The 24,389-nt window shown below is 61.0% G+C and carries 27 protein-coding genes; 2 read left to right on the forward strand and 25 right to left on the reverse strand.

Annotated elements, in window-relative coordinates; genetic code table 11:
- Nucleotides 1-30: 30 nt before the first annotated feature.
- The 18 genes from M5B96_RS00435 to M5B96_RS00520 all read right to left on the reverse strand — a co-directional run bounded on the left by M5B96_RS00435 (nucleotide 31) and on the right by M5B96_RS00520 (nucleotide 14,612).
- On the reverse strand, nucleotides 31-567 hold the full coding sequence (locus tag M5B96_RS00435; RefSeq protein WP_248794554.1) for a lysis system i-spanin subunit Rz: 537 nt from the start codon (nucleotides 565-567) through the stop codon (nucleotides 31-33).
- Entirely contained in the window at nucleotides 549-1,112 is a 564-nt protein-coding gene (locus M5B96_RS00440) for a glycoside hydrolase family 19 protein (RefSeq protein WP_248794555.1), read from the reverse strand. Before M5B96_RS00440 ends, M5B96_RS00435 begins: the two co-directional genes overlap by 19 nt.
- 59 nt (nucleotides 1,113-1,171) lie before the next feature.
- The gene (locus M5B96_RS00445; protein ID WP_248794556.1) at nucleotides 1,172-1,546 is read right to left on the reverse strand and encodes a tail fiber assembly protein; all 375 of its coding nucleotides are present in this window, start codon (nucleotides 1,544-1,546) and stop codon (nucleotides 1,172-1,174) included.
- A 12-nt stretch (nucleotides 1,547-1,558) separates the two neighbouring features.
- Complete coding sequence (locus tag M5B96_RS00450; protein WP_248794557.1) at nucleotides 1,559-2,860, reverse strand: hypothetical protein; 1,302 nt, start codon at nucleotides 2,858-2,860, stop codon at nucleotides 1,559-1,561.
- 11 nt (nucleotides 2,861-2,871) lie between these two features.
- The gene (locus tag M5B96_RS00455; RefSeq protein ID WP_248794558.1) at nucleotides 2,872-3,486 is read right to left on the reverse strand and encodes a YmfQ family protein; all 615 of its coding nucleotides are present in this window, start codon (nucleotides 3,484-3,486) and stop codon (nucleotides 2,872-2,874) included.
- Nucleotides 3,474-4,514: a baseplate J/gp47 family protein gene (locus tag M5B96_RS00460; RefSeq protein WP_248794559.1), complete on the reverse strand. Its 1,041-nt coding sequence runs from the start codon at nucleotides 4,512-4,514 to the stop codon at nucleotides 3,474-3,476. Before M5B96_RS00460 ends, M5B96_RS00455 begins: the two co-directional genes overlap by 13 nt.
- Nucleotides 4,504-4,902: a phage GP46 family protein gene (locus tag M5B96_RS00465; RefSeq protein ID WP_248794560.1), complete on the reverse strand. Its 399-nt coding sequence runs from the start codon at nucleotides 4,900-4,902 to the stop codon at nucleotides 4,504-4,506. The genes M5B96_RS00460 and M5B96_RS00465 overlap by 11 nt, the downstream gene beginning before the upstream one ends.
- Nucleotides 4,902-5,411, reverse strand: coding sequence for a phage baseplate assembly protein V (locus M5B96_RS00470; RefSeq protein WP_248794561.1), 510 nt, complete (start codon nucleotides 5,409-5,411; stop codon nucleotides 4,902-4,904). Before M5B96_RS00470 ends, M5B96_RS00465 begins: the two co-directional genes overlap by 1 nt.
- A gap of 166 nt (nucleotides 5,412-5,577) precedes the next feature.
- Nucleotides 5,578-6,624: a phage baseplate assembly protein gene (locus M5B96_RS00475; protein WP_248794562.1), complete on the reverse strand. Its 1,047-nt coding sequence runs from the start codon at nucleotides 6,622-6,624 to the stop codon at nucleotides 5,578-5,580.
- 3 nt (nucleotides 6,625-6,627) lie between these two features.
- Nucleotides 6,628-7,914: a DNA circularization protein gene (locus M5B96_RS00480; protein WP_248794563.1), complete on the reverse strand. Its 1,287-nt coding sequence runs from the start codon at nucleotides 7,912-7,914 to the stop codon at nucleotides 6,628-6,630.
- Nucleotides 7,904-9,661, reverse strand: coding sequence for a phage tail protein (locus M5B96_RS00485; RefSeq protein ID WP_248794564.1), 1,758 nt, complete (start codon nucleotides 9,659-9,661; stop codon nucleotides 7,904-7,906). Before M5B96_RS00485 ends, M5B96_RS00480 begins: the two co-directional genes overlap by 11 nt.
- A gap of 130 nt (nucleotides 9,662-9,791) precedes the next feature.
- The gene (locus M5B96_RS00490; RefSeq protein WP_248794565.1) at nucleotides 9,792-10,088 is read right to left on the reverse strand and encodes a phage tail assembly protein; all 297 of its coding nucleotides are present in this window, start codon (nucleotides 10,086-10,088) and stop codon (nucleotides 9,792-9,794) included.
- Entirely contained in the window at nucleotides 10,085-10,432 is a 348-nt protein-coding gene (locus M5B96_RS00495) for a phage tail tube protein (RefSeq protein WP_248794566.1), read from the reverse strand. The genes M5B96_RS00490 and M5B96_RS00495 overlap by 4 nt, the downstream gene beginning before the upstream one ends.
- 66 nt (nucleotides 10,433-10,498) lie before the next feature.
- On the reverse strand, nucleotides 10,499-11,995 hold the full coding sequence (locus M5B96_RS00500) for a phage tail sheath subtilisin-like domain-containing protein (protein ID WP_248794567.1): 1,497 nt from the start codon (nucleotides 11,993-11,995) through the stop codon (nucleotides 10,499-10,501).
- Entirely contained in the window at nucleotides 11,995-12,177 is a 183-nt protein-coding gene (locus tag M5B96_RS00505; RefSeq protein ID WP_248794568.1) for a DUF2635 domain-containing protein, read from the reverse strand. Before M5B96_RS00505 ends, M5B96_RS00500 begins: the two co-directional genes overlap by 1 nt.
- Nucleotides 12,174-12,758 carry a hypothetical protein gene (locus tag M5B96_RS00510; protein ID WP_248794569.1) on the reverse strand — a complete coding sequence of 195 codons (585 nt, stop codon included), beginning with the start codon at nucleotides 12,756-12,758 and terminating at the stop codon, nucleotides 12,174-12,176. The genes M5B96_RS00505 and M5B96_RS00510 overlap by 4 nt, the downstream gene beginning before the upstream one ends.
- 159 nt (nucleotides 12,759-12,917) lie before the next feature.
- Nucleotides 12,918-13,265: a phage holin family protein gene (locus M5B96_RS00515; RefSeq protein WP_248794570.1), complete on the reverse strand. Its 348-nt coding sequence runs from the start codon at nucleotides 13,263-13,265 to the stop codon at nucleotides 12,918-12,920.
- 603 nt (nucleotides 13,266-13,868) lie between these two features.
- Nucleotides 13,869-14,612 (reverse strand): helix-turn-helix transcriptional regulator, encoded by a 744-nt coding sequence (locus M5B96_RS00520; RefSeq protein WP_248794571.1) that lies wholly within the window; start codon nucleotides 14,610-14,612, stop codon nucleotides 13,869-13,871.
- A 187-nt stretch (nucleotides 14,613-14,799) separates the two neighbouring features.
- On the opposite strand from M5B96_RS00520, the gene mutS reads away from it, so the two are divergent.
- Both mutS and fdxA read left to right on the forward strand, forming a co-directional pair.
- Nucleotides 14,800-17,379 carry a DNA mismatch repair protein MutS gene (gene mutS / locus M5B96_RS00525; protein ID WP_248794572.1) on the forward strand — a complete coding sequence of 860 codons (2,580 nt, stop codon included), beginning with the start codon at nucleotides 14,800-14,802 and terminating at the stop codon, nucleotides 17,377-17,379.
- A gap of 142 nt (nucleotides 17,380-17,521) precedes the next feature.
- Complete coding sequence (gene fdxA / locus M5B96_RS00530; RefSeq protein WP_191485389.1) at nucleotides 17,522-17,845, forward strand: ferredoxin FdxA; 324 nt, start codon at nucleotides 17,522-17,524, stop codon at nucleotides 17,843-17,845.
- A 507-nt stretch (nucleotides 17,846-18,352) separates the two neighbouring features.
- Here fdxA and M5B96_RS00535 read toward each other — a convergent pair.
- The 7 genes from M5B96_RS00535 to M5B96_RS00565 form a co-directional block, all read right to left on the reverse strand.
- Entirely contained in the window at nucleotides 18,353-18,577 is a 225-nt protein-coding gene (locus tag M5B96_RS00535) for a hypothetical protein (protein ID WP_248794573.1), read from the reverse strand.
- A 175-nt stretch (nucleotides 18,578-18,752) separates the two neighbouring features.
- Nucleotides 18,753-20,033 (reverse strand): sensor histidine kinase, encoded by a 1,281-nt coding sequence (locus M5B96_RS00540; RefSeq protein WP_248794574.1) that lies wholly within the window; start codon nucleotides 20,031-20,033, stop codon nucleotides 18,753-18,755.
- Nucleotides 20,023-20,706: a two-component system response regulator ColR gene (colR, locus tag M5B96_RS00545; protein WP_248794575.1), complete on the reverse strand. Its 684-nt coding sequence runs from the start codon at nucleotides 20,704-20,706 to the stop codon at nucleotides 20,023-20,025. The genes M5B96_RS00540 and colR overlap by 11 nt, the downstream gene beginning before the upstream one ends.
- Nucleotides 20,707-20,871: 165 nt before the next feature.
- Entirely contained in the window at nucleotides 20,872-22,518 is a 1,647-nt protein-coding gene (groL, locus tag M5B96_RS00550; RefSeq protein ID WP_248794576.1) for a chaperonin GroEL, read from the reverse strand.
- Nucleotides 22,519-22,567: 49 nt separating this feature from the next.
- Nucleotides 22,568-22,861, reverse strand: coding sequence for a co-chaperone GroES (locus M5B96_RS00555; protein WP_248794577.1), 294 nt, complete (start codon nucleotides 22,859-22,861; stop codon nucleotides 22,568-22,570).
- 251 nt (nucleotides 22,862-23,112) lie between these two features.
- Nucleotides 23,113-23,580 (reverse strand): FxsA family protein, encoded by a 468-nt coding sequence (locus M5B96_RS00560; protein ID WP_248794578.1) that lies wholly within the window; start codon nucleotides 23,578-23,580, stop codon nucleotides 23,113-23,115.
- A gap of 71 nt (nucleotides 23,581-23,651) precedes the next feature.
- A complete protein-coding gene (locus M5B96_RS00565; protein WP_248794579.1) occupies nucleotides 23,652-24,377 on the reverse strand; it encodes a HugZ family protein in 726 nt (241 codons plus the stop codon).
- Between the last annotated feature and the right edge of the window lie 12 nt (nucleotides 24,378-24,389).

Below are 24,389 nucleotides of genomic sequence, written 5' to 3' on the forward strand. Positions count from 1 at the left end.
ACTTTCAAGACACGAGATTGCATCCGGATGTCAGCGAGAAACCGCCCCGGCATACGCCTGGCAGGCCTTCAAGGCAATCAGGGCGCGGTCGCCGTCGTCGGTGATGGCGATAATTCGTTGAGCATGCGCCGGGTCAAGTCGGGCTCTTGGGGCTGCATGAACCACGCCGCCGGCGGCGGTGGCGGCTGGCACATCACAGCCACTGGCGGGATCGTTGGCGTCGATAAGGACTGACAGCCGCAGATCAGCAGTGGCAAGACGATCACGCAGGCGAGCTTGATCCTGTTGCACATCGTTCAGCTCCTTGGAATGGGTTTGGTCGCTGACCTGGAGCCGTTGCTCCAGGGCCAGGCGTCTATCCTGCTCGGCGCGCTGTTGCGCGGCCGCGGCGAGGGAAATCTGGTTGAGTGTGTCGGCCTGCAACCGGGCTTGGTGCTCCAGTTGCTGACCGTAGCGCCAGTCTTGAATATGCCAGGCGCTGGCCGCCGCACCACCAGCCAGCAAGGCCAGCAGTGCGACGACAACGCCCAGGCGCCAGGGCGCCGGGATCAGGTCGAGGAGGCGCATAGCACCGCCCTCGCCCGGGCCCAGAGTTGCAGTCGATCCTCGAGGCCGTTCAGGCCGCCGTTGATCTTGCGGGTGATGCTGTTGAACTGATCGGCATCGGCCAGTGCGTTCAACCCTTGTTGCTCCCAGAACCAGGCCGCCGACTCGGCGGCCCATTGCGGTTGCTCCAGCAGTTCCGGTTGCTGCAACAGGCGTTCATCGCCAAACAGCCCGAGGCTGCATTGGCGATAGTTACTGCGACCGGTGATCTGGATCAGCCCGCGACCGCGATAGAGCAGGCCATCGCCGTCGGCATCCGGGGTGTTCCCCAGGCGGAGGGCCAGAGGCCCCGTATCGTATTTGCTCAGGTATTGATCACTGCCCAGTTCCCGTACGTAGCGCAGCTGCGCGGATTCATGGCCCACCTGGGCCAGGAATGCGGCGATGCGTTTCGGGGTGTTGATCTGGTGATCGGACATGGCGGTATTGAGGGGAGATACGAAAACGCCGGCGTTGAGGCCGGCGCTGGGGAGGATCTGTAGCAACTGCTGCTGGGTAATCGGCATGGCTTTCTCCGAGCACAAAAAAACCGCTCGATGGCGGCGTGTGTTGGTCTGGGTTTTGATCAGGCCGGCGGTGTGGGCCAATCAATGGTTGCGGGGAAGCCAGGTTGCTCGGATACACGGTTGATGGCTACCCGGTACTGTTTCCAGAGTTTCAGGTTGACCGTATCGGCGCCGGTCGCGACGTCCAGGTCGACGGCATCCTGCAACGGTGCAATGCGCAGCCCGGCGGACGCCAGCAACGCATCACGCTGAGCATTGGCAGACTGCAAAACCTGCTCAGGTGTCGGAGCCGCTGCCGCTTCCTGAGCGGCACGAACCTCAGCCAAGCCCTTGTCGTCGAGCAATTCGAGGTCAGGACTGATAAACGAGTCTTGCGAGCCGTCAGACTCATAGGCAAATACTTCACCAGTCGCCCGCCTTATATAATATTTCATCAACTTATACCCTCAACGAAGTTCAAACCAAGTAATAATACTGCCAGCATTAACGTTAGCGACATAATTAGAACCCGCCGGCACAACGATAGAAACACACCCGATCTGACTATAGTTAACCCCCCCAGAGTTACTTGTCGAAACTGTAACACCATTGACCCCCATGGAAAAAACCTGATAAGGCTGCCCCGAAACACTGACTAAAACCATAATGGGGTTACCACTTGTATTTGTATAAGTGGTTCCCGACACCCGATTGGCAGTGACGTTCTGCCACGTCTGGCAGCGCCCAATGCTTGGCATATCAATGGCGTACCAAATCCCGTTACCGCTAACCAGTGTTATTGAAGCCCCGGTTTGAACAGAATACGCTGCCACACTGTATGGAATTGCGAGATTTTCCGCCCCAGCGCAGATTAAACTCATTGTTCCGATACCATAATTCCAAAGCTTTATAACCGTCCTTAACGGCACACTAGACGTTGACGGCAAGCTCACATTAAATGCAGCTGTACTACTACCGATAATGAGTGCCCCCGCATGAGCCACAGTCAGTGCGGTGTTCGTACCGATAGCGACAACAGAGCTAAACTGAAGTCCAACCCCTTGAACAAATGCAGTGGTTGCAAGCTTGGTTGAGTTGTCGAATTGTGATGGGGTTACACCAAACGCACTTGGCAACTGATCGAGCAAAACGATGTCAGTACCATCATATACAGCATCCGTCAGTTGGCTTTGGATGACCGCAGCAACTTTGTTGCCGTTGCCATCGTATTGCAGGATACTCTTCGCGCCGAGGCCCGAGATGTTCATCTTGTCAGAACCCGCGCCACCCGAGTGGAACTTCACCTGAAACCGCTGGTTTGCCGTATAGGCGGTGATCGGCGGCACTGGGGTTAACGTGAACAAGGGCGCAGTGCCAGCAGTCGTGAAAGCAACCAGAGCCTGGCCTTGGACTGCTCCAGCCATTTTTTTGGGCGTGACGATGGTCGTATCATCAACACCTGAATTGGTCTGAGCTTGACTTGCAACTTTCGCCACACCTGAAGCGCTTTCAGTGGCTTGGGCCACGGCTTTTGAAACCGCTTGAGAGGCTCGCAGATCAGCAATGCTGACAATGGCATCTGTCAGCTGCGCATTATTACTTTCCGTCGGAACAGCATTGGTTGAACGAATGACCGACAAAATTTCGTCAGTCACCGCATTCCCCCAACTGGAAGGAATCAACGATCCCGGCGTTCCATTCACCAGGTTTTCATCGACAAACTTGCCATTCACCAGCCCAACGCTGGGCACGCTTTTTGGGTAATCCACGTTTCTATCCTCTAGTCATAATTGATGTGTACAAGCGTGTGCGCTGGTGCAGCACGATGTATCAGGCATTCCAGGGCGCTGCCGGGATTAGCGCCAAACCGCTCTCCCCAATAGCTCGCGCCGAAACGCCGCCCCATAAGCAGTCGCCCACCGGTATTCAGCGTCCACATGAACTGCGCCTGCCAGGTGCCGAAGCGCGCCTTGCCGAAGCGCGCCTTGCCGAACCGCGCCCGGCCCATGCGCGGGGTCTGCAGTTCGGTCACGCTGGCATTCGGATAGCCCTGGCTGCGGGCGATATCGATGAAATAACCGATGCTCTGATCACCCACCGCCAGCAACCGCCGACGCACCGCCACACGGCGATCATCAAACAACGGATTAGGCCCCAGGCACGGGTCGGGCAGATTCATCACCCGCTCCCAATCCGGCACCAGTTCACTGACCGTCACCGGGTCGACTTCGTTGAGCAGGTCCACGGCCCGGGCATCAACCCGCGCCAGCTCCTGGGCGATACCCAGCAACACCTGCTGTATCTCCGACACTTGCTCCGGGTCCCAGGCCGGGCCCGCCGGCAGCAGGCTGCGCAGTTGCTCCTGGTATTGCGCGGCGGTTCTTACTGCAGCCATACGCAACCTCCGAAGGTCAGCAACTGATTGGTGGCGGCGGGCACATCGGCGGACGGCGAGACCAGCAGGTGATCCTGCTCGCCGCCGGCACTGCTGATGGACTCGGCAATATGGGTCAGCAACAAGGTTTCACCCAGGCCGCCCTCACGGTCGTGCAAGTCCTGCAACTGGGCCACGACGGCGGCGCGGATGGCGCTGGTATCCGGAATCAGGCGCAGGGTGTAGGTCACCGGGACCAACACCGGCGCCAGCACATGCAACTCGGCGGTCACCGGACGCAGTGGGTCGATATAGGCCTGGACCAGCGCCAGTTGCCCATCGTCCGGCAGCGGCACCGGATCGTCGTCGCGCATAACGAACAAGCCGACGGTACCCGGCCCCAGGTAGCTGCCACGGCACCAGGCCCGGGTAATCCCCGGACATTCCAGCGCCCAGGTTTCGTAATCGGCCGCCGAACCGCCATTGGGAATAATGCGATAGGAACGAATCACCCGGGCCCGCAACGATTCGACACTTTCCGCCGCGACACCACCGCTCAAGCCCGGGTCCAGCACCGTGAAGGTATTGCCGATCCCTTGCACCGGCTGCACCGGAAACAGCGTCAACCCCGCATCGGCATTCCCCAGGCTGCCAGCATCCAGCGCCTGGATCTGCGCGGTATTGGTCCCACCGTTGGTGGTGCCACCAACCGTCACGGTGTAGCTGCGCCCGTCACTGGTCTGCAGCAGGGTCCCGGCATCCAGCACCGCACCGGCCGCAGCGGTATAGCTGACACTGCCGCTGGCCGATTGCGCGGCCTTGCGTGGTTGATGCAAACGCAGCGCGGCAATGCGCTCCAGGGTGGTTTCATCGGCGGTGTCGGGCAGGATCTGCTCGGCGATCCAGTCGAGGTAACCGTAGAGGCCGAAGGCCGCGCCACTCAGGGTGCGGGCCAGGACCTGTGCATCGGACTGGCGCAGCGAATCGCCGGCCAGGTCGCCTTGGGTGCGGTTGATCAACACCGGTAGCGAAGGGGTTTCAAACGGCATAAGTCACCTGCCAACTGTGGTTCGGGTTGATATCCAGGCGCTCGCCGCTGGCCAGGGTCAGAACCGTGCGCAGGTTCAGTCGCTGGGCGTCGAGCCGTTCGGTTTGAATCTCGATGGCGCTGCAATGACCGTCGTCGAGCAGCCATTGCAAGGCTTCGCGGGCATAGAACTCGGCGTCGAGCTGGGTCTGCGCGGAGAGCTTGACCCGCCGCAACAGCCACAGCCGCGAGCCAATACGGTCGTCGGTTACCGAGGGGAAACTGTCGCCCCACCAACCGAAACGCTCATCGTCATCGATCGGGTCATCGCTGTTGGCGCGACGCCAGGTAAACAGGCTGATCAGTACCGAACGGGTCAGCGCCGTCTTCAGGTCGTTGGACACGAACATCAGGCACCTCCCGTCGGCGTGCCGGTCTGGCCGCTGCCCGGCTGGATGCCGCCGTGCACATGCTTCATCTGGCTGATGCCGCCGGCGACCTGATCGCCCTGGGAGACGATCTTGCCGGTCTGGGTCAGGCTCGGTGTGTCGATGTTCACCGCGGTACCGGCGCGAATGTTCAGGGTGCCGGTTTCGATATCGATGATCCGGCCACGCTTGAAGTGGATCTTGTCGCCCTCATCGGTGTAGAGGGCGATTTCGCCGGGGGCGAGGTTCTGCAGGCGGTAGCGGCGGTCGGCGACCACCAGGACGATAGCGTGGGAACGGTCGCCGCCGAGAAAGGTGGCGATGCCTTCGGCGCCAGCCAGCGGGTTGCTGGTGAAACCGTAGGGCTCGAAGTGCTCCATGTCGTCGCTCACTTCACCGGCGGTCAGGCGCATTTGCAGCGATTGCAGTTTGTTGGCCGAATTGGCGAGCACGACAGTGCCGCGCGCCAGCAGGCGTGTCAGTAGGCTCATAAGGGGTCCTTGGGCAAGCGGTGTGTCAGGGAGGCCGCCTTCGCGGGCAAGCTCCGCTCCCACAGGGTTGATGTCACGCCGCGAACTTTCGGCCAAACACGGACATTGTGGGAGCGGAGCTTGCCCGCGAAGGCGGTGGAACAGCATCCGAATAAGATGGGGATAACTACTTCGTGGCCTTCGCAGGTGCCGGCGTGGCATCGAAGACCTGCGGCGGCGCCACTACCAGGGTGGTGATCGAGCCCTGGGCGGACAACGACCAGGTCACTTTGGAGATCAGCATGTCCTGGTCCACGTCCAGCACCGGATCCTTCACCCGCACGGTCAGGTTGTGTCGCCACAGGTCACCGTTGGACTGTCGCCAGCCCTGCACGCTGTAAGTGGTCGTCAGGGCCTTGGCGCCACGCGTCGCCCGCTCCCAGTCGGCCCGTTGCTGGGCCAACAGCGGAGTGATCTGCGCGCTTTCGCTGATCACCGTGACCCGCTTGCGATCCGGATTGACCTCGCTGGACACCCCGGAAACCTCGCTCACCGCGCTACCGCTGTTCTGGTCGCTGCCCTTGTGCTGACCAATCACCCGGTACTCGGAAAATACCGCGCTGTAGTCCCTCGGCGTATTGGCCGAAAGAATGTTCTTGCCCAGCTCCAGTACATCAGTCGCCCGCCCGGCACTGCCAGGTTTGGCAAGTACCAGGTTGCCGCTTGCGTCATCGGTGGAAAATACCCGATACAAAGTCAGCAACCGATCGATGGACTTGAACACCGTCTCACCCGGCACGATGCTGTGGGTTTGCAGTTTGGTGGTTTCCGGGATCTCGCTGCGCACATTGACCTTGTAGGGTTTGGCCAGCGCCTCGACGATCTTTAGCAGGCTCTGTTCACGCCACTGGCTTGGCTGGTTGACGGCCGCGCAATCCACCAGGTCCCGGGTCAGCGAACTGCCCTCGACGGTCAGGCTGATCTGATTGCCGTCATAGCTGATGGGCGCCTTGAACACGTAACCGGTCAGCACCAGGTCGCAGCCGATCAGCACCGAACAACGGGCGCCGGCCTTGATCGGCACGGCCACGGTCTGTCCCGGCCATTTCCAGGTGATACCGAGCTTGAAGGTACGGAACTGACGCTCGAGATCAGCACTGATCTCGATGCTCTTCCAGCCCTCATAACTCAGGCCATCGACCAACAGGACGACAGCATTGTCGATGTCGTTCATGGCTTACTCCTGGGAGATCTGCAACGGCACCGGCGGTATGAAACCGGGGTGCGAAATCCGGTTGCGCTGCACCACCTCACCCACTCGCGTGGCATCGCCGAGTTTCTGGTAAGACACGACCAGGGCCGGCTGGGTGCTCTTGGGAGTCAGGTCAACCAGACGCACCCCGTTGGACGCCACCGCATTGAGATGCTGCGTTAACGCCTGACGAACGCTACTGAGGGCCTGGTACTGCACCGCGTCGGCCTTGAGCGCCGCCTGCCAGATCATATCGTTGAGGCTGTCACGCAGCGCCAGCACATCGTCGACCACCGGCACATCGGCGCGTTGCACCGGCTGCTGGGCTTGTTGGGCCAGTGACGGTGTGGTCGTCAGTTTCACCGCCGGCGTCGCCACCGGTATCATTGACACCAACTGGGAGATCTGGACCAGCAAGGCATCCTGGATCAGGTTCACCGTGGCCTGCGAAGCCGCGGCGGAGTCCTTGCCGATGGTCAGTTTTGACGCGTCGAGGGACTTGGCGTCCTCGACCTGTTTCGAGAGGTCCGCCAGCATTCCGTGATAGCCCTGGACGGCAAAGTCCTTCAGGCCCCGAACTTCGCCCACAACGCTTTTGACTTCACCGACCAATCCGTTGAATTCGCCCAGCACGCTTTTAACCGCGGCACTCACTTGCCGGGGGAACTCCTTGACCGTGCGAACCAGGGCATAGATGTTCGCGTACGTCTCGATCAGCGGTTGCAACTCCTGCTCGATCACGTGATACGCCAGAGTAATCCCCTTGCGCAGGTTTTCCAGGCCGATCCGCGCCTGGTTGATCTGCGACATCGCCCCATCGAAACGCGCCACCGAAGCGTCGAGCAATTTGTCCGACGCCACCTGCAATTGCTTCTGGGTGTCGACGACGACCTTGGGGAACTGCAGCGGTTCATCCGGATAGAACTTCAGGCTGAAGGTGACCAACCCGCCATCCTTGCGGGTCTGGGTCATCTCGCATTCGCCGACCTTGACCTGCAACCGTCCCTGCCACGGGTGAACCAGTTCGCCGCTGCCCTCCTCCAGGGCCTTGAGCAGCGCGTCACGCTTCTCAAGGCAATCGGCGCCAACGATGAAGGCCGTCAGTTCATAGATTTTCGACTGCTGGCCGAGCCCTTCAAAAAACGCTCGGTCGCGCTGCGGGTATTCATGCAACTGGCCTTTCTGGCCGACCGGGTTTTTCGCCTGGTCGACCCAGAATGGCACGCCGCGAAACGACGCCGGCAACAACCGATCACGCCAGTTAGTCGCCATAGACACCTCCGAGGGAAAGTGAGCGATAGCCGACGCGAGGCGTCAGGTCCAGGCCCGGTTGGTTGGTTTGCGCCTGGTCGACGCGCAAGCCCGCTGGCGCGTCTTTGAAGCTCACGGTCAAGCCGCCTTCAAGTTGCGTGCGGTTATTCGCGGCCGTTTGCTGGACCAGGCCGTTGGCGTTGCTGGTCAGACCGGAGTCGGTACTGCCCGACGGGTCGCTCCAACTCCAGAAAGAAGAAGCGCCGCCATTGGCTGCCTTGGCATTACTGGCCTCTTGCTGCTGCGCCAGGCCATCGACCTTGCCGGTGACCTTGGCGACAAAGTCACCGAAACCACCGCTGAACAACTCCTTGATCGGCGTGATAAAGCTCTGCAACTTGCTCCACCAGCCGGCGAACCAGGCGACAATCGGATCCCAGTTCTTGATGATCATCCCCAGCGGCGACCAGTCGAACATCGTCTGGAAAAAGTCCATGACCGGGGCCGCCAGGCTTTGCAGTACCTCCCACAAGGCAGAAAAGACCTTGCTGATGGGCTCCCAGTTGGCAACGATCAGCCCGACGGGAGACCAGTCGAACAAGGTCTGGAAGAACTCCTTGAGCATTTGCGCCGGGTCTTGCAGTGCGGCCCAGATCGTCTCGAAGTAGGCACTGATAGCGCCCCAGTTGTTGACGACCAACCCTACCGGCGACCAGTCGAACAGTGCCTTGAGAAAGTCAACCAGCGGTGCGCTCAGTACTTTGATCGTGTTCCAGGTCTCCTCGAAAAAAGCGCTAATCGCCCCCCAGTTATTGACAATCAACCCCAGCGGCGACCAGTCGAACACGCCCTTGAGAAAGTCCATCACCGGCACGGCCAGTGCCTTGAGCAATCGCCAGATCGAATCGAAGAGTCCCGTTACAGGCCCCCAGTTGTCGATGACCAGGCCCAGCGGAGTCCAGGAAAACAACGCCTTGAAAAAGTCGAATACCGAGGCGGCTGCCATGCTGATCGACTGCCAAAAGCCGGCGAAAAACACACTGATCGTCTCCCAGCCCGCGCTGATCATCGGCATCGGCGACCAGTCGAGCACCGCCTGCAATCCCGACATGAAGCTGGCCGCCATGCTTTTGATGCTGTCCCAAAGCCCACTGAAAAAGCCTGAAATCGGTTTCCAGTAAGCAACGATCAGCGCCGCGGCAAGGGCAAAGCCCACCACGACCAAACCGATCGGCGAAGCGAGCACACCCACCACCGCTGCCACCCCGGCCACCGCACCTTGCAGGACGGTGAACGCCACCGCCCCCGCCGCCAGGCCCTGGACCAGATTCGGATTGGCCGCCACGAACTCGGCGACTCGGCTCACCAGCGGCACCAACGCCGTCACTACGGAATTCACCACAGGCAACAAGCCCTGGCCGAACTTCAGGGAAACCTTGTCGACCGCCTCACTCAAGCTCGCCAGATTTTTTGCCGTGGGCCCTGAATCAGATCCCTCGGCGCCCTTGCGGGCCTCGGCCAGCTTGTTTTCCGCCTCGATCGCTGACTTGACGCCCTCGACAAAAGGCGCCGCCAGGCCTTCGCCCTTGAACAGCGCCGAGAGATCCAGCTCGCCCAGACCGCTGTCCTCCAGGCTCTTCTTGAAACTTTCGACTTTCTTGCTGACCCCTGACAGGTCGTCGTCCATTTTCTGGACACCATTCACGACAAGGGCCATGTTCACAACCGTCTGGGTATTCGCCGTGAGCGTATTATTGGTCGTAGCCATCACTGCACCTGCTGCATCGCATTGATCCGTTGCGCGTGCTCCAGGGATTCCCGGAGCACATCCAGTGGCCTGGCCATCATCTGTTCGGGGTCAACCTTCCAGAACCAGGCCAGGTCATAGGCGACCGCAATCAGCTCGCCGATGGCTGCGATGCCGCACTCATGAAAAAACCCGCCACCGCCCAGCTCAAAGTGTTGAGGTCGGACAGGTCCAGCTGGTTGACCGACGACGGCGGGATGCCGGCGCAGACCGCGATGTACTTGGCCGCGACGTCCATGTCGAGGCTGACGTCTTCGCCCTTGTCGATCTTGTACGGCAGCGCCTTGATCGCCCGCACTTCCTGCACCGTCGGACGGCGCAGGGTGAGTTCGCCCAGGGGTTCGCCGTGGGCCTCGATGGGCACCTGCAACTTCACCGGATCAGTCATTGCCAGGTCCCCTTGATGCCTTCGAATTTCAGCGCGATAGTCGCGTCGTCACCCTTGGCGGACGGTGTATCGGTCAGATAGGCACCGGCCAGGACGTAGACCTTGCCATTGCTGAATTCGCAGGTGACGGTCATGTCGGTGCCGGCGACCAGTTGCTTGAGCGGGAAGTCCGGCGTGTACAGCGCGGTTACCGCGAAAGTCGGAGCGACGTCGGTTTCCTTGTAGAAACCCGGCACGACCGTTTCCCGTTTGACGAACATCAGCGGCGCTTCGCAACCACCGTTGATAGTCAGTTGAGCGCCGTCCACTTTGACGTAGCAGGTGCCCGCAATCAGTTGACCCATGGTGTATCTCCTTACAATAAAAAGCCCGCATCGAGCGGGCTGGGGTTACGCAGTGTGGGCAGGCGATCAGGCCGCCGCGTCGTACTGCAGGCGGAACTGGTTGAGCAGCGCGAATACTCGCAGGCCGTTGATGTAGTCCGGCGGGAACAGCACGTTGACCCGGCTCGGGTCCTGGCTGTCGCGCTCGACGATCAGGTGCTCGGCGAACATCTCGGCGTTCTCCACATGGCCTTCCAGTTCGAGCTTGGCGTACTGGGCGATCAGCTCGCCGCGGATGGTGCTCGGGGTGATGATCGGCTGGCCGGCGCCGAAGCGGGTGCCATCGGCCGCGAGCTTGTGGCGACCGTACTTGCTGGTGATCACGCTTTGCAGGCGGCGCACGATAAAGGCCGACTGGTGCATCGTCTCGCTGTCCAGGTAGGAGTTGTCCGCCTGGCCGTAAGCGTTTTTCTGGTAGGTGGTGATCGCCCGCTGGATGCGCACATAACCGCCTTCGTAGTACGCGGTGGCGAGACCGTAGCTGAGCAGCGACTGACGTTCGGTCAGGGTGAAACGCTCGCTGGCGGCAGCCGGATCGATACCCGGCAGGCTGCCGCTCTGGGTCGGACGGCTGGCGTCGGCGGAGATGAACACCGCAGTCCGCGCGGCCAGGGCCGCGGCCTGGACCCAGACCGGTTGTGGCACACCCGGCTCCATGGCCAGGAGGGTCATGTGCTGGTCGTTGCGGGTTTGGCCGGCGGCCACCAGGGTACCGACGGTGCCGCGCTTGGCGCTGTAGACATGACCGAACAGCTGCTTGGACCAGGACCAGCGACCGACGCTGTCGTCCATCGCCGCTTGCCAGGCATTCAGGGTGGCCACATCGGACCAGGGCTGGCAGATGAACTCGAACGGTTCATCACCGAGTGCCGCGAGTGCGGCAACCTGATCCGGCACCCCGGCACCGCCGGCCATTGCCGCGGAGACGATGGTCAGGCCGGCGGGGGTCTGCTCGCCATTGCTCTTGCCCAGGCGATTGAACTGCAGGCTGATATCGTTGCCGCTGTCCCCGGTCCATTTGCAGGTCAGGGTCACGGTGCCGTCGACGGCCACGGCGCTGACCGGCAGGTCGGTCGCGGCGTTGACTTGCAGCGCCAGGGTAGTGGCAACCTGAGCGGCGGTCGCCCCGTTGACCACGGCAGCCTGGACCCGCACACCACCGACATACAGGTTGAGCGCGCCGCTTTCGGTGGCGGTGCCGGTCAGTTTCAGGTCGGCCTTGGCGATGCTGCCCACGCTGCTGCGCAGCGGCAGGCACCAGATCTCGCCGACCGGATCGGTCTTGCGCCAGGTGTCGTACATCGAAGCGAGCATCGAGCCCTGACCACCGATGCTTTTCGCCAGGGCGACACTGGAGACCAGCACCAGGCTGCCGACTTCGGTGCTGGTGGCGTTGTCGTTGACCTGGGCGACGATCAGGCGCCGCAGGGTCGACGACGCGCTATTGGCCGCCGAGTTGTCCATTTCGGCGTAGAACAGCGGAACACGCAGGTCCGCGGGGATGTTGCTGAATCCGATAGCCATTATTGGGCATCCTGTGGTTGTGCCGCTTGCACGGCATTGAGGGTGATATCGCCATCGGCCAGACGACGGCGCCACCAGGCGCCGTCGGCGACTTCACGGCCTTCGAGCGGTAGCAGGTCGCCGGCTTCCGGATCCGGTACGGCGCGGCCCGGGGCCGGCACTACGGTGATGCGTTGGGTCATTGCGTTACGTCTCCTGAAAAAGTCAGCTCCAGGCGCCCATCGGGGCCTGGGCGGTGCAGATTGGGATCGGCGGGATCGATGGCATCGACCTTCACCGTGACCCCGGTAAAAGACGGCAAGCCGTCCAATTCACGCTCGTGCCAGGTTTCGGCCGGATCCGTGGAGCGATTGCGCCCCAACTGGAACTCGGCGAAGAAATGCAGGCGATAGAGCAGGCGGCTGGCGCTGATCGAGATCAGTTCGCCACCGTCGTATTCGATGGGGTTGTAATAGGTGTCGGGTTTGAAGCCGACCAGCGCGCGCCAGAGTTCGGCGCGCAGGCTGTGGAGTTGGTCGAAGGCTTGGGCGCCGTTGCTGGCGTCGAGCACCAGGATCAGTTCCAGGCGATCGGTCAGGGTCTGGCGGGTGACGTTTTGCGAGGCGTCCTTGCTTGCCAGGTCGGTCATCACGGTGACGAAGGCCGCCGGGGTTTGCAGCGTGGTGTTGCTTTGCAGCAGGTCGAGATCAAGGCCGGTCGAGATATGTTGGGCAAGACTGGGGCATTGAGCACGCAGTTGCGTGAGAATCGGGGTGATGTTCATGGGGTTCACCGGGTAATTGAAAACCCGTCGATTGACGGGTTCGACAGACGATCATTCGCCTCCAGAAAGCCCGCGTCCTTGCGGGCTGGGTCCTGCTCTCGGGCCCGCCAGCTCCAGTCCTTTGGTGATATCCGAGGTGCTCATGAGCGCTTAGTCCGGCTATTGCTCCGGCCGGGTCTCCGGGGGAGGCGTTTCGTCCACCCCCAGACGCTTGGCCGCCCAGCGCTCATAAAGGCCGATGGCGGCATCGGCGCCGGCCATGGCGGTCAGGCAGCCAAAGGCGCCGGCGGTCCAGATCGACACCCCGGCGGCATACAGCAGCATGATGGTCGACACGCCGCAGACCATGCAGGCCCCGGAGCGCAGTACCAGCCGGCGCAGCAGTACCCAGCCACGGGCACCGTCCTTGTCGGCGCGCCACATTTCGCCGGAAACCCCGCCGACCACGGCCAGCAAGATGACCAGCCAGATAGGCATGTCCACCAACGCTTGTTGCTCGCTCGTCATGTCACGCCTCCTGCAATAAAAAAGGGCCATTCATTGGCCGGTGATGGTTTGGGCTTGTCGTTCAAGGTGAAGGGTTCTCTTCAGAGCCCGCGTTCGGTGGGCATTCCAAAAAGCCCGGTCACCCAGGCTTTTCAGTAATGCGGTCCTGATGCCCGGTCCCGGAGCCGCTCGCGTTTTCGGCGATGGCGGTTCCTGGCCGGACACCTGATCTTTCGGCGCTACTGGCGCGGTACGGATCGAGTCAAATTGTTCCTCCGACCGCGACCCTGTCCGCCGGATAACTGCTTACGGTGCTTTACGCTGCACACCCGGGTCAGTTGCCAACCCTCTGAACCGTCAAGGCCGGTTCATCGCTGCCTGTTCTTTGAAGCGGTGCCACTAAAGAGCGGTGGGTTGCCCCTGGCATCTCTGCCTGTCACCGACCTTTCTGGCCGGCTTGAGACAAAGAATATGCATGTATGCATATACAGTCAATGCACAAATGCATTTATTTATGCATTTGTAATGCGCTCACGCATGGAGACCACGTCGTTCAAGGGTTTGGGCTTTGTTACAGGCGTAAAAAAACCCACATCGCTGTGGGTTTTTTCGGATCAGGAAGGGTTAGCGGGCGTACATGCCCCACCAGAAGACGTGACCGAGGATGGTGATCTGCTCCTCCTGGATCTCCTGGAAGCTGTAGTCTTCATCCGGATGCTCGTCGCGATTGAAGCTGCGCAGGCGGATCCCGGTCGGCAGGCGATAGAGCTGCTTCACCCGCAGCTGACCGTTGTGGTTGATGGCGTAAAGGTCGCCGTCGACGATATCGCCGATGGCGCTCTTGCCGGCGTTGACCCCGACCGTGGCCCCATCGCGCAGCACCGGCAGCATGCTGTTGCCGCGCACGGTCACGCATTTGGCCTGGTCGAACTGCACGCCATTGTGGCGCAGGCTGCGCTTGCCGAAGCGCAGGCTGGCCTTCTCGCTTTCCTCTATGACGAATCTTCCTGATCCAGCAGCCAATTCAACCTCGCGAAGAAAGGGGACGGACACTTCGTCTTCATCGACGGGCGTATCGTCGTCCCACAGGCTTATATCCTTGAGTTCGGAGTGCGGCGTGCCCTGCTCCTGATCCCGGGCAACAGCAACCGGTGTGCGTCCGCGCAGTTGGTCGGTGCTGATGCCGAAGTACCCGGCGATCTTCGAGATGTGCTTGTCCGAAGGATCGACGATCTTCCCGCTGAGGATCCGCGACAGGGTGGATTGGGGCACGCCGGTACGACGGTGAAGCTCCGTGGGGGAGATCCCGTGGCGATCGAGCAGTGCTCGTAGGACAGTAGAAACGTTGCGTATTTGCATAACGCGCATATTGCTTGGGCTTTTTGAGATTGGCAAATGCTGATTTGCATATTTTATGCATATACATTTGCACAAGCTTCAAAAGGCCACGCCTGCGGACGCCGGAGCGCCCGTGTTAACCTTGCCGCCATCGAAAAGTCCCGCGCCAGGCGCTCGACTTCGCACTCCACTCAAAACGAATCCGCCTAAGTATCCGATGAGTAAAAATAGCCCCGATCTGTCCAGCCACACCCCGATGATGCAGCAGTACTGGCGCCTGAAGAACCAGCACCCCGACCAGCTGATGTTCTACCGCATGGGCGACTTCTACGAGATCTTCTATGAAGATGCGAAGAAGGCCGCCAAGCTGCTCGATATCACCCTCACCGCCCGTGGGCAATCGGCCGGACAGGCGATTCCGATGTGTGGGATTCCTTACCACTCCCTCGAGGGCTATCTCGCCAAGCTGGTGAAGCTCGGCGAGTCGGTGGTGATCTGCGAGCAGATCGGCGATCCGGCCACCAGCAAGGGGCCGGTCGAACGCCAGGTGGTGCGGATCATCACTCCCGGCACCGTCAGCGACGAAGCCCTGCTCGATGAGCGCCGCGACAACCTGATCGCCGCCGTGCTCGGCGACGAGCGCCTGTTCGGCCTGGCCGTGCTGGACATCACCAGCGGCAACTTCACCGTCCTCGAAATCAAGGGCTGGGAAAACCTGTTGGCGGAGCTGGAGCGGATCAATCCGGTCGAGTTGATGATTCCGGACGACTGGCCACAGGGCTTGCCCGCGGAAAAGCGTCGTGGCACACGTCGGCGCGCGCCGTGGGATTTCGAACGGGACTCCGCGCTCAAAAGCCTCTGCCAGCAATTCTCCGTACAGGACCTCAAGGGCTTCGGCTGCGAAACCCTGACCCTGGCCATCGGCGCCGCCGGCTGCCTGCTCAGCTACGCCAAGGAAACCCAGCGCACCGCCCTGCCGCATTTGCGCAGCCTGCGTCATGAACGCCTGGACGACACCGTGGTGCTCGACGGCGCCAGCCGCCGTAACCTGGAACTGGATACCAACCTCGCCGGTGGCCGCGAAAACACCCTGCAATCGGTGGTCGACCGCTGCCAGACCGCCATGGGCAGCCGCCTGCTGACCCGCTGGTTGAACCGCCCGTTGCGCGACCTGCGTGTCCTGCAGGCCCGCCAGAGCTCCATCACTTGCCTGCTGGAAAGCTACCGCTTCGAAAAACTGCAACCGCAGCTCAAGGAGATCGGCGACATCGAGCGGATCCTCGCCCGGATCGGCCTGCGCAACGCCCGTCCTCGCGACCTGGCCCGCCTGCGCGATGCCCTCGGCGCCCTGCCACAGCTTCAGGATGCAATGCTCGAACTGGACGCCCCGCACCTCAAGCAACTGGCCGTCACCACCAAGACCTACCCGGAGTTGGCGATCCTGCTGGAGCGCGCCATCATCGACAACCCGCCAGCGATCATCCGCGACGGTGGCGTCCTGAAAACCGGCTACGACGCCGAACTGGACGAACTGCTGTCGCTGAGCGAAAACGCCGGGCAGTTCCTGATCGACCTGGAAGCCCGGGAAAAAGCCCGCACGGGCCTGGCCAACCTCAAGGTCGGCTACAACCGCGTCCACGGCTACTTCATCGAGTTGCCGAGCAAGCAGGCGGAATCGGCCCCGGCGGACTACATCCGGCGCCAGACCCTCAAGGGCGCCGAGCGCTTTATCACCCCGGAACTCAAGGAATTCGAGGACAAGGCCCTGTCGGCCAAGAGTCGCGCCCTGGCCCGGGAGAAGATGCTCTACGAAGCCTTGCTGGAAACCCTGATCGGCGAACTCCCGCCACTGCAGGACACCGCCGCGGCCCTGGCCGAGCTGGACGTGCTGAGCAACCTTGCCGAACGGGCCCTGAACCTCGACTTGAACTGCCCGCGCTTTGTCGACGAGCCGTGCATGCGCATCACTCAGGGACGCCACCCGGTGGTCGAGCAGGTACTGACCACGCCGTTCGTGGCCAACGACCTGGCGCTCGACGACAACACCCGCATGCTGGTGATCACCGGTCCCAACATGGGCGGTAAATCCACCTACATGCGCCAGACCGCCCTGATCGTGCTGCTGGCCCATATCGGCAGTTTCGTGCCGGCGGCCAGCTGCGAGTTGTCCCTGGTGGACCGGATCTTCACCCGGATCGGTTCCAGCGACGACCTGGCCGGCGGGCGTTCGACCTTCATGGTGGAAATGAGCGAAACCGCCAACATCCTGCACAATGCCAGTGAGCGCAGCCTGGTGCTGATGGACGAAGTCGGTCGCGGCACCAGCACCTTCGACGGCCTGTCCCTGGCTTGGGCGGCGGCGGAACGTCTCGCCCACCTGCGGGCCTACACCCTGTTCGCCACCCACTACTTCGAACTGACCGTGCTGCCGGAAAGCGAGCCCCTGGTGGCCAACGTGCATCTCAATGCCACCGAGCACAATGAGCGGATCGTCTTCCTCCACCACGTGTTGCCCGGTCCGGCCAGCCAGAGCTACGGCCTGGCAGTGGCACAGTTGGCCGGCGTGCCGAGCGATGTGATCAGCCGGGCCCGCGAGCACCTGAGCCGCCTGGAAACCACCAGCCTGCCCCACGAACAGCCGGTCGCCAAACCAGGGAAACCGGCCGCGCCAATGCAGAGCGACATGTTCGCCAGCCTGCCGCATCCGGTCCTCGATGAACTGGCCAAGCTCAACCTCGACGACCTGACGCCGCGTCGTGCGCTGGAAATGCTCTATACATTAAAGACACGGATCTAACGTAACGGACGACAAGCTGCTAGAATCTCGCGCGGTTTGGGATGCTGTGAACGATTAGCCTGGTTCGCAGACTATCGCTCCCAAACCTGGCGAGCCCATTCTGATAGGGTTTCGCTGCCGCCGCCTGAGGAGAGAACTAGAAATGACCTTCGTCGTCACCGACAACTGCATCAAGTGCAAGTACACCGACTGCGTAGAAGTCTGTCCGGTGGACTGCTTTTACGAAGGCCCGAACTTCCTGGTCATTCACCCGGATGAGTGCATCGACTGCGCGCTTTGCGAGCCGGAATGCCCTGCTGTGGCTATTTTCTCCGAGGATGAAGTCCCGGAGGACATGCAGGAGTTCATTCAGTTGAACGTTGAGCTGGCCGAGATCTGGCCCAACATCACTGAAAAGAAAGAGTCGCTGCCGGACGCCGAAGAGTGGGACGGTGTCAAAGGCAAGCTCAAGGATCTCGAACGCTGATTGCAGCGTGCTCGACGAAAAGGCCCCTTGCGGGCCTTTTTTTATGCTTTCACTTTTCTACAGGCAAAAAAAAGGGGCGGTATGACCCGCCCACATTTTTTCCCTAGTCCCTTTTTTCCCTTTCATCGTCCTGATGAATCGCATCCTGCGATGTTCCTTCCAGCAATCTGTCCTTGATCGCCGTGTCTATCCGTCGACACAGGGGCGATATTAAAGACTTTCTGAGTCGCCGCAACAGGATCCAAAAGGCCATTTCTTCATGATTGGATCCAATGAAGATACATAAAATCCATATATTTCAATTAGTTAATATAAATACCCAGTAATTGAGACGGCAAATTATCCTCGATCGCTTACGCAAGATGTAAGCAATGGCTTACACGCTCAAGCAGATAAAAAAGAACTTCTGGATCCAATCCACGCCTGGAGCATGTGCGGAGCCGAGCAAACGGCGCCCATAAAAAAGGCCTCGATCAATGCGAGGCCTGCGCGGCGAGCCGGACGATTTCAACTTTGCGGCTTGAGCCCTTGGGAAAGGCCGAACATGAACAACAGCAGGTCGTGGTCGGGTTTGGCATCGGTCGCCTTGGAGACACGGGGCAGAGGACAATGCCCAGCCCCCACAGCCGCGGTCAGCACCTTAGGACCTGGCTGCTCCCAGGCCACCAGGGCCAGGGATACCACCGCCAGCGCGCTGACCAGAAACAAACCTCGAGCGACTTCTAACTTCATTACCATAAGCCTTTGATGATACTGCTGAACACCTATCCTCAAAGTAGCTGAGTTTTCCTTGGGCCGTGGCACTCAACGACGAATGGCGTCGTAGCCTTTTGAGATCATCCTGCGTGTCTCAGCGCTTGCCTGGGGCACAAAAACTAAGCGTCCCAGGTGAAAATTTCCGCTCCGATCAGGCATCAGGCCCGCGCAGATCGACATGAAAACGGCAGCCGTTGGGTTGCGTGGTGGTCAGGCTGACATGCCAACCCTGGTTCTCGCAGATGCGCTGGACCAGCGAGAGGCCGAGTCCGAGGCCTTCACCGCGCTTTTCGTTACCGCGAACGAAAGGCTGGAACATGGCTTCGCGTTTTTCTTCAGGAATCCCCACGCCGCTGTCTTCCACCACGAACCCGGCAGGCTCCAGGCTCAAGCGGATAAAGCCCTGGTCGGTGTAGTGCAAGGCATTGCGCAGCAGGTTACCCATCACCGCGTGCAAAAAGATAGCGTTGTAGCGGATATCCAGAGGCTTGCCAGGATCGACGATCAACCTCAGGCCTTTCTCTTCAATGGGGTCGCGCCACAACGCGAGCAGATCCTCCGCCACCGTGCTCAGGGAAACCCGCGGCGACATGCTCGCATCCTCGCGCTGCGCCCGGGCCAGCATCAGGAAGGTCTGCACCAGCTCGCGCATCTCCTCGCTGGCCCGGGCAATACGCGCAACCTGATTGCGTCCGCGCGTGTCGATGGCCGGGTTCTCCAGCAACAGTTCACAGGAGGTCGCCAGCACCATCAACGGCGTGCGCAGTTCATGGCTGACATCGCTGGTGAACAGGCGCTCGCGGGTCAAGGCATCGCGCAACCGACCCAGGGTGGCATCGAACGCCACCGCCAGCTCACCCACTTCATCGGCGGCGTAATCGGGAGCCAAGGGCGGCGCCAGCCCCAATAACTGATCGCGATGACGCACCTGGCGGGCCAGACGCACCACCGGGGCCATCACCCGCCGGGCCAGGATCCAGCCAAGGAACACTGCCAGGACCAGGGCCAGGACGAATCCCACCAGCACCACGGCAAACAGCACCCGCTCACGCTCTTCAAAATCACTCTGGTCCTGCAGCAGCACGTAACGCCGACCGTCGACCACCTCGACCATGGCGTGGTAGGACACCTGCTCGCGAAACACTTCATGGAAGCCGGCGTCCAGGTGGCGAAGATCCCCGGGCAAGGCGAAATCGCCCGGGCCGCCGCTGAAGTAGAACAGTTGGTCGGGTTCGGGCCGGTGGTTCCAGTCGCTGACGCTGTCCATCAGCAGCAGACGCTGGAGATCGCCGCCCAGGCCTGCGGAAATCAGTTTTTCCTCAACCAGGTGAACCGTGGCGACGATGCCCATGGCAAAGGCCCCCGCCACCAAGGCGCTCATCAGCGCAAAGGCAATGATGATCCGCTGGGCGAGGCTCTGTCTAAACTCCATCGCGGCCTTCGGCCAGGCGATAGCCGACACCATGCACGGTGTGTAGCAAAGGCTTTTCGAAGGGCTTGTCGATCACCTGGCGCAGTTGGTGGACATGACTGCGCAGGCTGTCGCTGTCCGGGCAATCGTCGCCCCACAGCGCCTCCTCGAGGACCTCCCGGCGCAACACATGAGGGCTTTTCTGCATCAACACTGCCAGCAGTTTCAGGCCTACGGGGTTGAGCTTGAGCAAGCGCCCTTCGCGGGTCACTTCCAGGGTGTCGAGGTCGTAGTTCAGGTCGCCGACCTGCAGGGCCCTTCGACCGCCGCCCTGGGCCCGGCGCAGGACAGCTTCGATCCGCGCCGCCAGCTCCGACAGCGCGAACGGCTTGAGCAGGTAGTCATCGGCTCCGGATTTGAAGCCCTGCAGACGGTCATCCAGTTGGTCGCGGGCGGTGAGCATGATCACCGGAGTGTCGCGCCGGGCATCTTCTCGCAGGCGCTTGCACAAGGTGAAACCATCGATCCCGGGTAACATGATGTCCAGCACGATCAGGTCGTAATGCTCGGTGGCGGCCAGATGCAAGCCCGACAAGCCGTCCTGCGCACAGTCCACGGTATAACCTTTAAGTCCCAGGTAATCGGCCAGGTTGGCGAGGATATCGCGGTTGTCTTCAACCAGTAGAATTCGCATGGGTACTCTCTCTGTACGCGGTAACGGCCGTGTCTTGGCCCGCGCAGCTTAAGGGCAAGCCTGTGGCAGCTACAAGCCGCATGACAAAAGCAGCACCAAAAGGGTATGCCGGAAAAAAAGAAACCCCGCACAAGGCGGGGTTTCTTTGTAGCAGGTGGGGCCGACTTACATCATGCCGCCCATACCGCCCATGCCGCCCATGTCTGGCATACCGCCGCCAGCACCGCCGTCTTTCTTCGGCGCTTCAGCCACTGCCGCTTCGGTGGTCAGGATCAGACCGCCGATCGAGGAAGCAGCCTGCAGTGCCGAACGAGTCACCTTGGTTGGGTCCAGGATGCCCATTTCGATCATGTCGCCGTATTCGCCAGTCGCAGCGTTGTAACCGAAGTTACCCTTGCCGTTCTTGACTTCGTTGACCACGACGCTTGGCTCGTCACCGCTGTTCGCGGAGATCTGGCGCAGCGGTGCTTCAACCGCGCGACGCAGTACAGCGATACCGACGTCCTGATCGGCGTTGTCGCCTTTCAGTTCGCTGATCGCTTGCAGGGCACGGATCAGCGCCACGCCACCGCCAGGGACCACGCCTTCTTCAACGGCTGCACGGGTCGCGTGCAGGGCGTCTTCAACGCGGGCTTTCTTCTCTTTCATTTCGACTTCGGAACCGGCGCCAACCTTGATCACCGCAACGCCGCCGGACAGCTTGGCCAGACGCTCTTGCAGTTTTTCACGGTCGTAGTCGGAGGAAGTCTCGGCAACCTGGGCACGGATCTGGGTGATACGCGCTTCGATGTCGCCTTGAATGCCAGCACCGTCGACGATGATGGTGTTTTCCTTGGACAGGGTCACGCGCTTGGCGCTGCCCAGGTGGTCCAGGGTGGTGCTTTCCAGGCTCAGGCCGATCTCTTCGGAGATCACGGTACCGCCGGTCAGGACTGCGATGTCCTGCAGCATCGCCTTGCGACGATCGCCGAAGCCCGGTGCCTTGACGGCTGCGACTTTGACGATACCGCGCATGTTGTTCACAACCAGAGTCGCCAGGGCTTCGCCTTCAACGTCTTCAGCCACGATCAGCAGTGGGCGGCCGGCTTTGGCAACGGCTTCCAGCACTGGCAGCATTTCGCGGATGTTGGAGATCTTCTTGTCCACCAGCAGGATCAGCGGGCCGTCGAGCTCGGCGACCATGGTGTCCGGCTTGTTGACGAAATACGGGGACAGGTAGCCACGGTCGAACTGCATGCCTTCTACAACCGACAGTTCGTTTTCCAGGCCCGAGCCTTCTTCGACGGTGATCACGCCTTCTTTACCGACTTTTTCCATGGCTTCGGCAATGATGTCGCCGATGGAGCTGTCGGAGTTGGCGGAGATGGTGCCGACCTGAGCGATAGCCTTGGTGTCAGCGCAAGGCTTGGACAGGGCTTTGAGCTCTTTGACGATGGCGATGGTCGCCTTGTCGATGCCGCGTTTCAGGTCCATCGGGTTCATGCCGGCAGCGACAGCCTTCAGGCCTTCGTTGACGATCGACTGAGCCAGTACGGTGGCGGTGGTGGTACCGTCGCCGGCGTCATCGTTGGCACGGGAAGCAACATCCTTGACCAGCTGCGCGCCCATGTTTTCGAAACGGTCTTCCAGCTCGATTTCCTTGGCAACGGAAACGCCGTCCTTGGTGATGGTCGGAGCGCCGAAGCTCTTCTCGATGATCACGTTACGGCCTTTCGGGCCCAGGGTGGCTTTTACCGCGTCAGCCAGGACGTTGACGCCTTTGAGCATTTTTTTGCGGGCGGAGTCGCCAAACAGAACTTCTTTAGCAGCCATGATCGTAATTCCTTGAATACTTTGTCGTAGCGGGAAAAATGAGCGGGAATCAGCCTTCGATAACAGCGAGAATCTCGTTCTCAGCCATTACCAGCAGGTCTTCACCGTCTACTTTCACAGTGTTGCTGCCGGAGTAAGGGCCGAACACCACCTTGTCACCCACTTTCACGGCCAGCGCACGGACTTCACCGTTGTCCAGCACGCGGCCGGTACCCACAGCAAGAATGACACCGTGGTTGGCTTTCTCGGCGGCCGAACCAGGCAGCACGATGCCACCCGCGGTTTTCTTCTCTTCTTCGCTGCGACGGATGACGACGCGGTCATGCAGAGGACGAAGCTTCATTGTCGATCTCTCCTAATTATGGTTTTCAAGGGCCGATGTCGATACCGACCGGTTTAGCAAATCCGGCGTTGCCGGTTGCGGCTCGCCAAGCGAACCGCGAAAGACTGTCTGGCGATTTTCGCCAAAAACCTTGCGGTGACCGTTACATAAGGTCGCCAAAGGCGATTTCAAGGGCAAGGTGACGTTTTTTTTACCTGGGAGTGCCGAAAACCAACACGGCACCCGAAGGTGCCGTGTCAACGCCGTGCGCCTCAGGAATCGCGATGTTCGAACTCGCCTTCGATGACCTGGGGTTGCCGGCTATTGGCCGGCGCCGATGGACCACGGGCCTGCACGTCGTCGGCGAAGGCGCGTTGGCGCAACGCCTGCTCTTCGACGCGCCGGCGCATCCGATCGGCCAGCAGGCGGCGGGTCATCGGCAGCAGCAGGAGCAGGCCGATAATATCGCTGACAAACCCCGGCAGCAGCAGCAGGCCGCCCCCCAGGGCCAGCATCAGCCCCTCGAGCATGGTCTGCGCCGGCAGCTCGCCGCGGTTCAGGCTTTCCCGCGCCCGCAATGCCGTGGCGATCCCGGCGATCCGCAGGACCAGCACCCCCAGCATCGAGCCGAGAATGATCAGCGCCAGGGCCGGGAAAAACCCGATCGCGGTACTGACCTGGAAAAATACATACAGCTCTAGCACCGGAAACAGCAGAAAGAGCAATAGAAAAGCGCGCATCAAATGGTTCCTCTACGGAAGAATGCCTTCCACTTCACCATAGATGACGTCGGCAGTTGGTGAATTCAAGCTCAAGCCACCTGGTTTTTTGGCCAATGCTCGGCGTGAGCCAGGGAAACCAAGGCTTCGCGAACTTGTGTCGGCGTATTGCAAGGTAACTCGAAGGGCAACCAGTACAGTGCCTGGCCGATACGCAGGTGCATGCCTTCGCTGTCGATACCGGCCAGTTGCGCCGGCAGCGCATCCGGCAACCCGGCCAGGGCGACGTAATGGGCAATGGCCTTGGCGTGATCGTGGTTCATATGCTCGACCATGCTGGTCTCGGCCTTGCCGGCGAACGGATTGGCCAGGGTCACCTGATCGAGCCAGTGGATCGCGCCGAAACCGCCGATGTAGCGATGCCGCACCGGGTTGAGCACCCAGAAATCGAAATCGTGGACTTGATGGTAATTCTGCGAGTCGGGGAAGTAGCGATAGTAGCGTTCGGCCGCGGCTTCGATCGCCTCGGCAGTGCAGAGCTTTTCGGCTTCGGCCAGGTAGGTCAGGCGACCGACCGCCTGCACGTCTTCGGCTTCGCGTTCGCCCACCAGCAAGGAGCACTTGGGGTCCTTCTGCAGGTTATGGGTGTGCTGGGCGATCCGGCTGATCAGGATCAGCGCCCGGCCCTGGTCGTCGAGGCAATAAGGCACCACGGAGCCAAACGGGAAACCGGGCATGGCCTTGGAGTGCGTGGACAACACCCCCCGGTACTCCTTGAGCAACAGCTCGCGGGCATTCTTGGCAACTTCAACACTCACCTTTTGACTCCT

It is taken from the genome of Pseudomonas sp. MWU13-2105, from assembly GCF_023242315.1.
Classification (GTDB): Bacteria; Pseudomonadota; Gammaproteobacteria; order Pseudomonadales; family Pseudomonadaceae; genus Aquipseudomonas.